Annotated in this window: 10 protein-coding genes; 4 read left to right on the forward strand and 6 right to left on the reverse strand. The window is 40.8% G+C overall.

What is annotated here, in order from left to right:
- Positions 1 to 257: 257 nt before the first annotated feature.
- The 6 genes from QFZ48_RS14410 to QFZ48_RS14435 all read right to left on the reverse strand — a co-directional run bounded on the left by QFZ48_RS14410 (position 258) and on the right by QFZ48_RS14435 (position 8,100).
- Positions 258 to 1,355: a hypothetical protein gene (locus QFZ48_RS14410; RefSeq protein ID WP_429062740.1), complete on the reverse strand. Its 1,098-nt coding sequence runs from the start codon at positions 1,353 to 1,355 to the stop codon at positions 258 to 260.
- Between the two features lie 231 nt (positions 1,356 to 1,586).
- Positions 1,587 to 2,686 (reverse strand): IS3 family transposase gene (locus QFZ48_RS14415; RefSeq protein WP_394349268.1). Its coding sequence is split into 2 segments (ribosomal slippage): positions 1,587 to 2,431 and positions 2,431 to 2,686, totalling 1,101 coding nucleotides; the frame shifts between segments, so codons are not numbered across the junction.
- Positions 2,687 to 2,750: 64 nt separating this feature from the next.
- Positions 2,751 to 3,449 (reverse strand): hypothetical protein, encoded by a 699-nt coding sequence (locus QFZ48_RS14420; protein WP_429062742.1) that lies wholly within the window; start codon positions 3,447 to 3,449, stop codon positions 2,751 to 2,753.
- On the reverse strand, positions 3,449 to 5,545 hold the full coding sequence (locus tag QFZ48_RS14425) for a hypothetical protein (protein WP_429062743.1): 2,097 nt from the start codon (positions 5,543 to 5,545) through the stop codon (positions 3,449 to 3,451). The genes QFZ48_RS14420 and QFZ48_RS14425 overlap by 1 nt, the downstream gene beginning before the upstream one ends.
- Complete coding sequence (locus QFZ48_RS14430) at positions 5,542 to 6,204, reverse strand: hypothetical protein (RefSeq protein ID WP_429062744.1); 663 nt, start codon at positions 6,202 to 6,204, stop codon at positions 5,542 to 5,544. The genes QFZ48_RS14425 and QFZ48_RS14430 overlap by 4 nt, the downstream gene beginning before the upstream one ends.
- Positions 6,205 to 6,495: 291 nt before the next feature.
- Positions 6,496 to 8,100 (reverse strand): hypothetical protein, encoded by a 1,605-nt coding sequence (locus QFZ48_RS14435; RefSeq protein WP_429062745.1) that lies wholly within the window; start codon positions 8,098 to 8,100, stop codon positions 6,496 to 6,498.
- A gap of 777 nt (positions 8,101 to 8,877) precedes the next feature.
- Here QFZ48_RS14435 and QFZ48_RS14440 point away from each other — a divergent pair.
- The 4 genes from QFZ48_RS14440 to QFZ48_RS14455 all read left to right on the forward strand — a co-directional run bounded on the left by QFZ48_RS14440 (position 8,878) and on the right by QFZ48_RS14455 (position 15,821).
- A complete protein-coding gene (locus QFZ48_RS14440) occupies positions 8,878 to 9,546 on the forward strand; it encodes a helix-turn-helix domain-containing protein (protein WP_429062747.1) in 669 nt (222 codons plus the stop codon).
- 61 nt (positions 9,547 to 9,607) lie between these two features.
- On the forward strand, positions 9,608 to 10,459 hold the full coding sequence (locus QFZ48_RS14445) for a VOC family protein (protein WP_429062749.1): 852 nt from the start codon (positions 9,608 to 9,610) through the stop codon (positions 10,457 to 10,459).
- Positions 10,460 to 10,843: 384 nt separating this feature from the next.
- Positions 10,844 to 12,514, forward strand: coding sequence for a tetratricopeptide repeat protein (locus QFZ48_RS14450; protein WP_429062751.1), 1,671 nt, complete (start codon positions 10,844 to 10,846; stop codon positions 12,512 to 12,514).
- Between the two features lie 223 nt (positions 12,515 to 12,737).
- On the forward strand, positions 12,738 to 15,821 hold the full coding sequence (locus QFZ48_RS14455; RefSeq protein ID WP_429062752.1) for a SusC/RagA family TonB-linked outer membrane protein: 3,084 nt from the start codon (positions 12,738 to 12,740) through the stop codon (positions 15,819 to 15,821).
- Positions 15,822 to 15,832: the final 11 nt, after the last annotated feature.

A 15,832-nucleotide genomic window follows, 5' to 3' on the forward strand; every position in this document is an offset into this window, starting at 1 on the left:
TATCTCAATAGTTTTTTCGTAATAAAGCCCCAGCCAGATTTTTTGACTTGCTAAATTGAAATAGCTTCCCCTTGGAATAGATAAGGATTGTAGTTTTTAGTTTGTTACATATCTCATTATTCAAAAATATCCTATTTCCTCTCTTAATCTGCAAAGATATGACATAAACGATTGAGCCTGCTTTGTTTTCGAAATCGTTAGCTTTTTTTAAAACATATGTTTGAGAAGTCTTTATGAAGACTGAATTATTAATGGTATTATCTATAGGTGGACATATCACTAGGAGAAACTTTATTTGCGGGAATAATTACGCTGATGATATAATTGGGATAATTGTTCCCAAGTGCAAGAGACGGACTCAAATGCTGTATTTGGAAAAGTTCACGTATGTCGTTGATCGGATTGTTGGTTTCATTTTTTGGGGTTAGGTCAAAAACAAGAAAGAAGCCCAATTGATCGTAAGCATTTGTATAGGTTTGAGCCTGTGCTAAATAATCGGAAGCTATTCGACTCCATGTTGGTAATATTTTAGTTTTTTTTACTTCTAGGGGAAACATACACTGGTTGTCTTCATATGTCACGTCAATTCTTCCCGCTGCTGCTTTATTCGGTTCGTAGCTATAGTGAGATGCTAACTGTGAATTCCTCAAATTCTTATACAAACTTTCCTGGAAGACATGTTCTGTCCTACCATTTGCTAGCGAAGAGTCATACAATTCAGGGAAGAAATCTTTTGGCTCATTCATAGTTCGGATCACGTATCGAATAACATCCGCTAAAACACTAAGAAAAGTAGTTAACTTCTCCTTGGAATAGCCTGGCAAAAGGGTTATTAATTCGTGGTATAGTGAATAAAGTATTTCTTCTCCCTGCGGGAATCCTGTAAGCTTGCCAAGTTTGTATGACGCTTCATAGCTGGCAACTAATGCTATCAAATCGGACGGGTCTTCAATATTGATTTTTTGGATGTCCTGTTGGATTTGGACGATTGAAACTTTACTGTACCGCTGAGCTAGTGTAGCAAGTGTGGTTGAAACTTCTTTTTTTTTACTTTCTTCGAATACTAACAATTTCTTCAGATCTCCCAAGAAAATGTAAAAGGGAGTATTGGAAGTCGTTTGTTTGAGTAGTGATTCTATTTTACCTTTTGCTGCAGCGAGATTGTATTGGAATAATGGCGTTACTAGAAAGGATGCCACATTCTGTTTAAAATAGTCAAATTGTGAGTTAGGAAAGATATTTGTACCTATCTCAAGAGACATAAGAGCTTGGTGCAAATCAAATATTTCAGTTAATTCTTTGCTATAATCTAGCCAAGATTCCTCTTGAGTTATTTTTTCTGCTATAGAAACCAAATGTTTAAGTGCGATTGAGGTCCCCCCATTTGTCGGGTCAGTGTGAGATAGAGAAAGCCGGGCTATTGAGGTCCCCCCATTTGTCGGGTCAGTGTGAGATAGAGAAAGCCGGGCTATCTAAAGATACAAAACTGATGGGAAAAAGATGTCTTTTCTGATGCCGTTGGTTTATATTCTACTGCCGCAAAAGACGTCTTTTTATCATCAGGATTTATTTTTATTTCTACCATCTCAATATTCGTTCTGTTTGCAATTGGCTACAAACTGAGCAGGTGTTAGCTCGTTTAATGAGCTATGTGGTCTAAAGGTATTATACTCTTGTACCCAGTTGCTAATTTTCTCATAGGCATCATCCAAGGATAAGAACCAGTTTACGTTTAAGCACTCATCCCTGAATGAACCGTTGAAGGATTCTATGAATGGGTTGTCTGTAGGTTTACCTGGTCTAGAATAGTCCAGCACAACCTTGTTTTCATATGCCCATCGATCAAAATCCTTCGAGATAAATTCACTTCCATTATCGACTTGTATCCGTTTTGGGACGGTGCCATTCTCCCGCTTAAGAGTTTCCAGAGCCTCCACTACATCTATCCCCTTGATGGATTTCCCGACCCGGATCGCATGGCAGTAGCGACTAAAATTATCGACTATAGTTAACGACCTGAATTTACGTCCGTCGAAGAGAGCATCGGCTACGAAATCCATGCTCCAACATTGGTGTAAATTAGTGATATTGGGTCTTTCCAGACGGTGTGCCGCTGATTTATTCCTTCGTGGTCTTTTGCTGCGTAGGTTAAGCCCTTCTTCTTTGTAGATCCTATGAATCCTTTTATGATTGTCCTTAAACCCCTCTCTGCGTAACAGTATGTAAATCCGCCACATCCCATATCTGACCCTCGCCTCTGAAATCTCGCGCATTCGTTGGCGAAGGTGCCGATCTTCTCGGCGGCGCGAACGGTAATGCCAATTGGACCAGGGCATGCAAACTACGCGGCAGGCTCTTCGAAGGGATACCTGGTAGTCGGCAGTTAAATGGGTTACCAACTGCCGTAGTTGACGGGTTTTCAAAGATTTTTTTTTAGCACATCCTGCAACATCTGTTTGTCCAGGCTTAAATCTGCGACAATCTGCTTCAGCTTCGCATTTTCGTCCTGAAGTTGCTTCAGTTGCCTTAGCTCACTCATTCCAAGTCCTCCATACTTTTTCTTCCAGTTGTAAAAAGTAGCTTCGCTGACACCCATTTGCCGGCATACTTCTTGGACCTTTACACCACTGTCCGCCTGCTTAAGCGCAAACACAATCTGGCTTTCGGTAAATTTTGTTTTTTTCATGAGCAATTTTTCATGTTTAAATTATGAATTATTGCCCGATTTCTCTACTTTTCAATGGCCCGATTTATTGGGAGGAGGTCACGATGGCTATGTTTGCCTCAATACTAAATGTAGATGTGTTAGAACTGAATAATTTTAGATTCCATAGATGTGACAGTGCTGAGCCCAGAAGTTGGTGAATCATACTCGCATTACCTAATGGAATGGCCATCAATAAATCGCTTATCGATAGATAGTATTGAGCGTCTATACGGTTCTCGCCGATATTGCTCGCGAAACCAAAAGCGATAATACACTCTTGTAATTTGCCAATATATTCTGTCTCACTTTCAGTAGTGATTTTCAGAAAAGAAAGCAATCCTTTTCTGAAGTATGCCTCACCGGCGACCTCTGCATCAGTATGCTTGGTGAGTTGCTCTATCTTTTGGATAATAGCGGTATTTCCGTTATAGAAGGTAAAAAGAAATTTTAACCTTAATACTTGAATAAAAACTTCATCACTTTCATCAAGATCATCCAACAAAATTGCAATAAGGGCATCTGGTTGAAAATAACGAATTAATGTTAGCTCGGCGAAATTTGCTAGTGCCTGTCGTCTTAAGTAGTTATTATTTTCTTCAATAATAATGGTATTTAAAAGAAGTTTGATTTTTGCAATGCTGTATCTTTTATATATTTGGACCTCTACCAACATATCTAGAAAATCTGCCTTTTCAGAGGAGTCCATTTGTGCAAATTCTTTATATGTCAGTATTTGTTCCATCAAAAAAGATATTCGTCAGTTTGCCTTATATCGACCCTCTTGAGGTCTTGTACTGTATTCTGAAGCGTTCTGTTTGCGGTTCCGACAAACACTTGGACTTTATCACCAAATGCTTCATCGATATGAATAAGAGATTCTTTTAAACCTTGTAAAAAGGTTGCATCGCCTTCCTCTTTGCCTGGAGAATCTAGAATAATTAGTTTTGGATGTCTTCCTATTCCCTTTACGATGTCCATTTCGATTAGACTGAGATATAATGCCAACTTGGCTCTTAGCTGTTCCCCTTCAGAAATATCATCAAAATTGTTTTTGATCTCTCCTTGAAAATAGTATATGGCAAAATTTTCCGGGTTTATTAAAACTCTTGTATAGCTTTTAAGCCCAAGTGCATGAAGTTGGGATAGCATCAGATTTTCCAAATTTGAAAAAATGTCTTGCCCAACTGCTGCTCTTTTGTCTAGCAGAACTTGACGTGCAAACTGTATTAGATCTATTTGCTGTTGTAGCTTATTATTGAGTTTTTTATCTTCTTGCTTTCCTTCTGAATTTATTTTATATTCAATGTCGATTTTTCTTTTCAAAAAGTTCTCCATAAGCTCAAAATAGTTTTCATTGGAACTCGCAGTCAGTTTGGACATCTGTTCTTCCATCTCAACTATTTCCTGGTTGATCTTTGAAAGCTGTGAATGAAACGCATCCAAATCCCTTTCATATGTTCTTGAATTTTTTTCTATTTTTCCGATTGCAGCTAATAGATAATCTAAAGAATTTTGTTCATTGGTAATAAGGACCTCATATTTGTTTAGATCTTCCTGTAGTGCGCCTATTCTGTTCTCCCATTCTGATGTATCTTTTTCCCTATCTCCCAAGTCATTTTCGCATAACATGCAAACATGATTTTCTTTTTCATTGGCATATTTCTCAGGATTTACTGTATGTTCGCAATGTGGACATTCAGTAACCTTGAGATTGGAGAAGAAAATACCAGAGTCAATATATTCCTGATGTTCTGTGATTACTTTTTTTGTTTTTCTAACTTCCTTTTTTATGTCATCTATCTGATCTTTTTTAATTGAGATTGCCAGTCGTAGTGAATTATGTTCACCGTTTGCGCCATACAGTCGATCCTCTACTTCTCTATTTCCTTTTCTAATTTTTTCCCTAAAGTTAACTTTAGACGATATTTCTTGTTGCAGTTTTTCAATGTGAGTCCTATTAGAGTTATTTTTAAGTCCAGCAATTAATTGCTGGACTTCCAATAGTTCCAACTTTAAATTGGCTTCAGAATTGACAATATCGGTATTGTCAATTGTCTTTTCTTTTTCCATCTCTATATCTAAATCTCTCGACTTTTTTTTCTGCATAACTTCCAACGCATAGATGGAGTAGGTAAAATCCAGTCCCAATAGCATCTGAAAAACCCCTCCATGTTGGTTGCCCATATTTAGCATGCCATAGTCTTTGGATTGCAGATAAATGGATGAGTAATAGGTGCCCCAGCTGATATCTGATTCCACTAGATTTAGCGAATGCTGATTAGATTGTACTTTTTTTAATGGATAATAATTTAACTGATCAAAAAAGAATTGCGCAATGAAATTTTCAAAACCTTTAACGCTTTTAAATTTTTCGACTGGATCAAGTTCAGGACGAATATTATCAATGCTGGAATGGTATAGTCTTGCATTGAGAGAAGATGCTGATAGATCTAGATCAATTGTATAGATATCATCTCCAATAGAGAATTCAAGTTGTATCTGTTCAAGCCAGGATTTTATTTTATTCCCTAAAGAATTTTTCCCAGTAAGTGCAAATTTTATAGCCTTAAATATTGTTGATTTTCCTTTTAGGTTGTCCGCTACCCACATGTTAACACCTGAAAATAACTGCTTGTCGTAATTGAAAGATGTTTCCCCATCTTTTTTTCCTTTTAAGATAATACGTTGCAGCAGTAGGCGTTTCCCGATCGAGTACGGCTTACTTATCTGGTAACCGTCATCTTCTAGATGGAGGATTTCTTTAACTTCGTTCAACGTGAAATTCGCTTGAAATGAAGAATGAATTTCCCTGGCAAAATCGTCAAAATTAAAGTTCATATTGCTTCCTTAAATTCTTCCTTAAATAAAATTGTTGTCTGCTGTTCGATATCTTGTATGTACTGATTGATCATAGCGTCTTTATATTCTTCATGTTGGTATTGCAGTGCTTTGAGGTCGGTCCCCCCAAGGTCACCAAAATATTTCTTTATTAGTTCGCATCGTTCTGCATACCATCCGATGCTAGGAAGTGCCTTTAATGCTTTTTCAATATTTGTTTTTCCTAATGTGGTAAGATAGTATTCTTTCTTTCGCTGCTTGAAATCCTTTCCCAACTCACTTTTGAAATCAATAAGACCGTGAGCCTTTAAAAATGAAATTGTTCTATCTAAATACTCCCATGCGCCATATAGAAATTTTTTCATGTCAATAGTTCTTATTTGCGGCTCTTCGGACTTAATTATTTTTCTAACTATATTCTTAATTTCTAATTGATCAATTGCTGGATTTTCTCTAAGTTTAAGAATAAGCTCATAGCACAAGTAGCTTGGGTATCTAATTAGAAAGTCCAATTTCTGAATTTTTACTTCGCTTTTAAGAACTCCAATTAAATGAAGTTTGTCGGAAGAGGAATAAGGCTCCGAGAAAAAGTAAATTATAAGTAGTATTCTTAATCTATCACGATACTTTTTGTTTAGGGAATCGTCTTCTAATTGCATGTTTTTAACCTTACTAAGATGTGAGTTATAAAATGCTCTATTCAACTTCATCTTCAATCATAGATATTTGGGTCTTTAGTTCATCTTTGGGGCCTATATTTCATTAAGTGACTAAAGTTAAGTATTTTTTGTTTTAATTAAAAGAGGTGAATGGCTTTTTTATTAATTGATCTATTGCTATTTGGTTATTAATAATGGTTAAATAATAAAGGCTAGATATTCCGAAGTGTCTTTGAACGCATGAATCTACCTAATACCAATAATAAATATTTGGATTGTCGTCGGTGATCGCTAATCACTATCTGTATTGTCCTCCTGCTCATTTATGTAATATTTCTTAATTACGTGAGCTTCGTGTTCAAACCCTTCTTCATTTAGTAAGTCAAGCAGTTCCACACCATTGATTATACATTTTCCAATTTTTTTGGGATTATAACTGCTGCTATTTATTTTATTGATGAAGTCGTTGCATTCTGAATGATAATTTCCTGTTGAAATAAAGACGGCTTTAATTTTATGATTTTGAAGAATCATATCTGTTTTAAAATACTCACTAGCCAGTGGAACCGACGACCTGAAAAAATAGCGGAGTGTATTTTTGGTATTTGAGTCGCCCAGTTTAATATAGGAATTACCCGCATATCCCTTCAACTCGACTAAAATAAGTTCTTTTGGGTGAGAAGAGGCCAAGATATAATCAAATTCTCTTTTTTGATCTTTTTGTGGATGCTTCAGAATTTTGCCGGGTAGGAATTGAGCTTTGGGATATAGTGTTGACAAAACAGGGTTCATTAAAGCTTCAAATAGCGCGCCACGTAATGCTTTTAATTGCTCGGTTTGCCCACTTGTGCTGATTTTATTCAGTGCCGCTTCAATGCTTTCACTAAAATCGTTGTTAAGGTTGCCGTATATGGTCTTGATATCTTCGATAAGTTTACCAATATTGGCACCATAAACCTTTCTCATACTGAAGATCATAAAACCCAGTTTTTTTGCGATATTTTGGACATGAGGCTCAATATTGGCATAAATCAATAATGGCAATACCTTTCGTTGGGCGTCTTTTACAGAGTTATTATTTATTTGAATTCTACTAATAAACCCTTGTAGGTCTGACATACAATATGTCCTACTTATAACTATGTCCATTACTACAAGTGTCTGTTTCTCTATCTTATCTGCATGAACCGCAACACCTGGATTGATACCTGTAGTTTTTGTATAAGCAAAGGCATCCCACGACAGATTATTATGAGTGCTACCTAAACCTGGTGTATTGGAGCTTCGATAAGCCCCCCAAGTTGTAATAATATTAGATTCTGCTAACCACCTAATTAAATCAGGGATAAACATCGTGTCCACCCGCAAAGAGTCTTGATGTTTAGTCATCAGTTCCTTGTAACGTAGTTCAGCCAACTCTCCTTCTTCCTGATGCCGGTATAAGATGAAATTACTACCATTTTCACCTTTTCGTTCAACAACTACTTTGAGTTTGGCAAGGTCATTTACTATGTCTTTCAATAAACTGACTTTCGAGGTGGAGTTCTCTTCTGGTGAAGAGGTAACCTTAAGAGCTTCATGGAAGGATATTACACCTTCATTAATATCTAGTAGATCCAGCAGTCTATATAGGGGAGGGCGTCTTTCTTTTGCAAGATCTTTTATTAAAAATTTGTCAGGGTACTGATCGGGGTGGAAGTAAAAATATTGTCCTTTTCCAAAGCTTAGGGGTTTGCTAGACCAGATTGCTTTATTGTTTGTTACTCGCTGAATGACCTTTCGTGCGTTTTCGGGAGAAACATTAAATTCCTCAATCAATAATTCTGATAATTCGCTTCCAAGTAATCCTTGTTTTTTATTAAGATACTCTCTTAAAAACTCATCGTATTTTCCCATAATTAGTTATAAAATGTCACGCTGCCCTTATTGTTTATTCTTAAAGCATATAATGTGGCAAATCTAAAAAAAAGAAAGGTAATATTAAAAAATTATAACTTGTTGATAATGAATTTGTTGATGTGTATTTTTGAGGATCTAGATCGAGTTTTTTGAGATTTTGGTTTAGAGAATTTGTCCCTTACTTCGTAGATTCTTGTCTCAGATTAGATATTTTTGTTGAAAAGCGATGTATGATCGAGTGAAAATTAATTACGATGATTGAAAGTATCATTCCTTAATTTAGGTGAAAAATTCTTGGTTATAGGCACAATTCAAGCATCTAAATTTCGGAGTCTTGAAATAGACAAAGGCATATTCATTTATCTGAAGGGTAAGCTTTTTATCTTTGGAGAAATGTGATTGGTACAGCGGAAAGTCTATTATTTATTTTGCGAAATAGCCTGTAGAATTTACGAAAGCAGTATCCCCATTTTATGATTAGTTAGAGATAACTATATAAAATTCAATTGTATGTACTTTCTGTATCGGGAAATAGGGGCTTTCTCATACTATTTTCATATCCCGAAAAAATATCAAATTGGCCGTCTATTGACCCTTTATTAGTTGTGACGTATTGAAACCAGTGTGAATAAAACGGACGACATCCCATCCGGATTATCAAAAAAGCTACTATTGATTTCTATATGCAACAATGGTATAATAAAATAGACCCGGTATTAAAAGACATTGTCCAAACCGTCTTAATTCTGGACAGGGCCGATCCCCCTGAGCCGGATGACTTGCCCATATTTACCAACGGCATGCCGGCTTTATTGTGTACAACACAGCATAAGGAAAGTCGCCCTGTCGCTGTTCGGAAAGACCGTTCCTTCAGAAAGATGGGCCGAATGGGGGAATGCTACCCTGATCGCATTTTTCTTCAAACCATTTGCCATAGGGCCTGTTTTTAAGCTATCTGCACAGCAGTTAAAAAATGAAGCCATCGGGCTGAATCGTTGGAATCCACAAAAGGCAATGGCATTGACCATTCAACTAGCCTATGCTCCATCAACAGCCGAGAAAGTGGAGGTGCTACACCAGTTTATTCTTTCCCAGGTTACAGCCAACCAGCGGGAATGCAGGATTATCCGGTATGCGACCGATAAAATATTGGAAAACCCGGAAGCCGATGTGTTGGCACAAATGCTGCAGGAGCTTAGTCTCACCGAAAGAACATTTCAACGGATCTTTAAAAAATATGTAGGTATAACGGCCAGCGAATACAGGCGGATCTGCCAGTTCCAGATGGCTTTTTACCAGTTAAAGTCCGGCCAGTTTCATAAATTGACCGACGTGGCATATGCCAATGGTTATTTTGATCAGAGCCATTATATCCGTTCTTTTAAGGAATTTACAGCAACCACTCCCAATGAGTACCTGCAGTTTGGGCTAAAGAAAAAATAATGTCGGTTTTGTACAAGGCCATGTTTGGTAGCTGGTTCATCTTTACACAAAATTTAAATGTATGAAAGAATTAATCACGCCTTGCTTATGGTTCGATAACCAGGCAAAAGAAGCCGCCGCTTTGTATTGCAAATTAATTCCCGGCGCAAAAATAGTAATGCAGTCGCCTGTTGTCACCGAAATAGAGATAGCCGGACAGCATATTACGCTATTAGATGGTGGTCCTATGTATAGACCCAATCCATCCATTTCAATGTATTACGTCTGTGAAACAGAAGAGGAGTTAAATAATATCTGGGAAGGATTATCCAGCGACGGTTTTATAATGATGCCATTGGATAAGTATCCCTGGAGTGAAAAATACGGCTGGGTGAGCGACCGGTTTGGCATTTCATGGCAGGTTACCCTGGGAACAGTAGCCGCGGTGGGTCAAAAGATTACGCCCTTTTTAATGTTCGTCGGGGATCAGTATGGCCGTGTGGAAGAGGCCATACAGCATTATACTTCCATATTCCGGGATTCAGCAACAGATGGAATACTCCGTTACTCACAGCATGAACAGCCCGATATAGAGGGAAAAGTAAAGCATGCCGTGATAACCTTAGCCGGGCAGAAGTTTATGCTAATGGAAAGTGCACATGCTCACAAATTTGCCTTTAACGAGGGCGTTTCCTTAACGATCCATTGCAACACACAGGAAGAAATAGATCACTATTGGGGAAAATTAACCGAAAGCGGCGAAGAAAGCAGGTGTGGATGGTTGAAAGATAAGTTTGGCGTTTCCTGGCAGGTAATACCTACTATTCTCGGGAAATTGATGACCGATCCCAATAAGGCCGGTAAAGCAGCCCAGGCGTTTATGCAAATGCGAAAATTTGATATTGAAAAGATCGTGCAGGCAACGCTTGAGTAAATTTTGAAAGGCCATACCGGCTATTCTGTTAGATTATTTTACCCGAAAAGTGGAACTATAATATTTTCCACGTCCAATTTTTACTAAGTACAGGCGGCTTTGCTTTATTGCATTGCCGCCTGGCAAATAGCACAGTAATTTAATTATGATGATTGTGTTGTGTCTGCTGCCTTTTCTGTCCGGGCTGAACATGATTCCAATGATACTTATTCCGCAATGTAATTTCCACATGCCCCATTCTCCCCGGATATTACTGTTTCCTGTTTTAGACGGATGGTTGATTATAAATTGTATTGCCCTCCCGCTTTTCGCATACCTATAATCCGTATTTTACAATCCACAAATCCACGGATCGGCGCGCGAACACGCCAAAATGATGACTGAATGATGAAATTGCTACTCCTTCTTGCAGCCTGCTACTGTACGTGCATTACTGCCAATGCCCAGCTCAATGCGGATAGCCTGAATCAACTGCTGGCAAATAAAAACATGACCACGCCGGAAAGGATTACGGCGCTCAATATGCTGGCGGCCCATTACAACCAGGATTCCACCAATGTGGCACTGGTACTGGCCAATGAGGCTTACCTGCTTTCCCTGAAAGAAAAGAACAAGCCGCTCCAGGCGGCTTCTCTCCTCAACCTTTCCGAGGGATATCTCTATAACGATCAATACGACCAGGCGCTCAATTACGCCTATAATGCACTGGATCTCTGCCTGGAGTGGGGAAATGATAGCGCTATTGCCCGATGCTTTACAAACCTGGGCTGGGTTTTCTACGATACGGAGAACGCCCACTTCTCTCTTCAGTACCACCAGCAGGCGCACACATTATATAAAAAAAGCGGCGATCCCCACCGGCTGGCGGTGTCTATGAATGCACTGGGACTGGTTTACCTGATGAAAGATGATTTTGAAACGGCCCGCCTGTATTTTGATAGCACGCTCGCCATCGCAAAGCAAAATCATCTGGAAGGGATGATTGCCACAGCGTTGAGTAACCGCGGTATTTGCTGGAATGAACAAGGGAAGTACCAGGTGGCCATCGCTGATTTTAACCAGGCAATGGCAATCATTAACCCTGCAGAAGTATTGTCGCATGCGGAGGTGCTGAACCAGATGGCTTACTCCCGCATTATGCTGAAGGAATATCCGCAGGCGGAAACGCTCCTCCGGGATGCAAGGGTACTGATCAACCAATCGAACTCCAATACAAAGAAGGAGAAGCTGCTGGATAACCTTACCAATTCAGTATTGCTATACCAGGAGTTGGGAGAATACCAAAAGGCTTTCACCGAACTGCAGGAATATACCAGGGTCCGTAACCAGATCCTTTCCAAAAACAAGAGTGAAGCTATTTCAGCGCTTAAGCTGCAACGGGAGGCAAAAGAGAACGAAACCCGCATCATCACGCTGGTGGCACAGAAGGAGCTTCGGGCGTTTCAACGGAATGCGCTGGCAGCAGGGGTGGTACTCCTTATTATTATCTGGTTGCTGTTTTACAGCAAGATGAAACAAAAGCAGAAAAAGGAGAAAGAACTGGAAGAGGTTAAACGTGCCCTGATCAAACAGGAGCTTGATGGCGCCCTGATGGAAAAGGAAGCCCTGAATGGTAAACTGGAATTCCGCGACAACGACCTCAAAAACTATGCGCTATACATTTCCCAGCGTAATGAAATGATCCGGAATTTTATTGATGAACTGACCAGCCTTGATATCCATAACGACGTCAGAAATGAGAATATCACCCGTTTCAACCGCCTGGTCCATAAATTCCAGCATGACCTCGATCATAATAAAGATGCCCAGGATTTTAATCTCTCGGTAAATGAAATCCATAAAGACTTCTTCTTTAATCTCCTTCAAAAATATCCGGGCCTTACAGAAAATGAACGCCGCCTTTGTGCACAAATCCGGTTAAATCTCTCTATCAAAGACATCGCTTCATTGAATAATATCTCTGTAAAATCAGTTGAAATGGCTCGCTACCGCCTCCGTAAAGCATTCAACCTGGAACACAAAGACAACCTGTCTGATTTTCTGAAAAATTTCTAACCAATTAATTATCAACTACCTGTCTCTCTTGTAGAGGTCATGTAGAGGTGCCTGTAAGGCTCATATAGAGGCTTACAACTCTCCTGTGCCCATCTTTCCTGCCTACATTACTTCCCTGATCCGTTGCTGCCGATTTCACGTTTGAAAGCAGATACCTATGCTGCAGCATCCGGACGATCCATGTTATACTTTTTAAAAAAAAGATCTAAAAACCAAAATGCGTATGTGGAAACTATTACGGAGGAACGGAATATTATTATTCCTTTTATTTACCGGGTTAACGGCAATCGCTCAAACAGCATCCGTTAACTGGACCCTGAAGGGGAGAATTAAAGACGCCGCAGGCAACCCTATTCCGGGCGCCAGCGTCGTGGTAAAAAACACGGCTAACGGAACGGCCACCTCAGACAAGGGCGTCTTTACACTAACCGTACCTGAAAATGCTACCCTGGTTATTTCGGCGATGGGATTTACCGCCAAAGAAATTAAACTGACCAGCGCCAAAGAACTGGTAGTAGCCCTGGAAGAAAGTGTGAAAGGACTGGATGAAGTACTGGTGATCGGCTATGGTACCCAGAAAAAAGGAGATGTGACAGCGGCCATATCTTCCGTAAATACAAAAAATCTCGCCAAACAACCCTCCGGTAACATCGGTACCATGCTGCAGGGACAAGCGGCCGGCGTGATCGTAAGTGCCGGTACAGGCAATCCTGCGGCCAATCCCGTAGTGCTGGTGCGGGGCCTCAACAGTATTAACAACGACAACCCCCTTTATGTAGTGGATGGTATTCCCCTGGGATATGCATATGATATCAACCCCAATGATATCGAATCTGTAAGCATCCTTAAAGATGCTTCTGCCGCTACCATTTATGGCGCCCGGGCGGCCGGGGGTGTTATCATCATCACCACCAAAAAAGGGAAAACGGGTGAACCGCGTATCACCTTCAACTCCTACGCATCCCTGCACAAGCTGAATAATAATATTGACCTGCTGGAGAAAGTTCCCATGAATAAGGTGGTGAGAGAAGCCTATGCCAATGACGGCGAAACACCTCCCATTTATGTGCAGGATGATAATAAATACGCTAACTCCGACTGGCTCGGCGCTTTCACCAAACAAGGCGTGGAACAGAAATATGATGTTGATGTGGCAGGCGCTTCAGAGAAAATTGCTTACCGCCTGTCGTTAGGACACTGGGGACATTCCGGGTCCATCATTAATTCCGGCTCTAAAAGAGATAACATCCGGCTGAATACAGAGATCAAACTACTCAACAATCGCCTCAAATTAAGTCCCATTATCGCTTATACCCGTTTTGACAATAAGAATTTTGGAGATGTGAACGGTGATGGAAATGCAGGATTTTCTCCCATTATGAACGTTTATAACACCCTCCCACATAAACGCATCTACGACCTTGCTTCGATGAACGGTTATGCCAAACCCGAAACAGAGCTGGGTTCCGGCAACCCGGTAGGTGAAAGAATGCTGAGCAACGGCAACACAATAGATGATCACCTGCAGTTCAATATGGCTGCCGACCTGCAACTCTGGAAAGGGTTCTCTTACAACTTTACCCTGGGCCGTAACATTGTAAATACCTACGAGTACACGCAAACAGACCCTTACGACTTTGGCGCACAGGCGCTGGTTGAAAATCCGAGTCGCTCCGAAAGCCGTGGCCGGAATGAGTTCACCGTGTTTACCCATCTCCTGAATTACGAAAAACAACTGGGTAAGCACAATATTAAAGGCATGTACGGCTTCTCCCGTGAAAAGTCTGTGAGCCAGGGTACCACCGGCGCAGGCAATCATTTGAGCAGTCCGCTGATCGAATCACTGTCGGGCCTGATCATCGACGGTAAAGGAGATTTTATCCGCGCCGGCGGCTGGAATTTTTCCAGCACGCTGCAATCCTACTTTGGCCGCGCAAGCTATAATTACGACGATAAATATTTTCTCCAGGGAAGCCTCCGCCGTGACGGCTCTTCTAAATTCGGCCCTCTGAACCGTTACGGTACTTTCTACTCTTTCTCTGCAGGCTGGAACATGCATAAGGAATCCTTTTTCAATATCCCGTGGATATCAGAACTAAAGCCGCGTATCAGCTATGGTACCGTGGGGAATCAGAACGTGAGCAACTTTCAGTACCTCGCCAAGATATTCCTGACAGGCTCCAGTCCTTACCTGAACTATCCTTTGGGTTCCGCGCTCAGTCAGCAGGTATATGTCGGCGCCATTGCAGCTACATTGGCTAATAACAACATCAAATGGGAACAAACGGCTACCCTCAATGCAGGGTTGAATTTTAGTTTCTTAAAAGGTGCTGTGAGCGGCAGTTTCGATTACTTTAGTTCCAGAACATCTGATATGCTGGCCGAAACGCCTATCCCTGCATCATCCGGTATCACAGCATTGCCGCTCACCAATATCGCGGATATGGAAAATAAAGGATGGGAAGTAACGGCTACCTACCGCCGCCCTGCGTCCAATGCATTTTACTGGGATATAACTGCAAATATTTCACACAGCCGGAATAAGATCATCCGGTTGGGATATGACGAAGGGGTGATTGCCGACGGATATGTTGATTTTAACAACCGCGGTACCACGCTCACCAAGAAAGGAGAGGCGCTGGCATCATTTTATCTTTATAAAACAGACGGCATCTTCAGATCGCAGGCGGATGTGGATGCACACGTCAATAAATCCGGCGATCCGCTGCAACCCAATGCCAAACCCGGCGACCTTCGTTTCGTGGATACAAATGGCGACGGTGCATTGGACGATAATGATAAACAGCTGATGGGTAACGGTCTTCCTAACCTCGACTTCGGTATTACTTTCAACGCCAGTTACAAAAACTTCGACCTGATGGTGTTCTTCAACGGCAAACAGGGCCAGAAGATGTACAACGGCGCAAAGATGTTCCTGTACCGCTTCTACCGCTCTGCAGACCTGCTGAACGCCTGGAGCCCCTCCAATCCGGATGCTTCGGTATATCGTCTTTCCAATACAGATGAAAACGAAAACCTCCGCGTGTCCGACTACTTCCTGGAAGACGCTTCTTTTGTACGCCTGCGAAACCTCCAGCTGGGTTACACACTTCCGCAGCAACTCACGGCAAAAGTACACATCGACCGCTTACGGGTTTATGCCGGCGCCTACAACCTGCTCACCTTTACAAAGTATACAGGCTTTGATCCGGACCTCTCTAACACCGGCATCTTTGGCCGTGGGGTAGACCGTGGCTACTACCCGCTGAGCCGCTCTTTTGTATTCGGCCTTAACGTTGGATTCTAATCTGAAATTTT

The sequence above is a fragment of the Chitinophaga sp. W2I13 genome (assembly GCF_050434005.1).
Lineage (GTDB): Bacteria > Bacteroidota > Bacteroidia > Chitinophagales > Chitinophagaceae > Chitinophaga.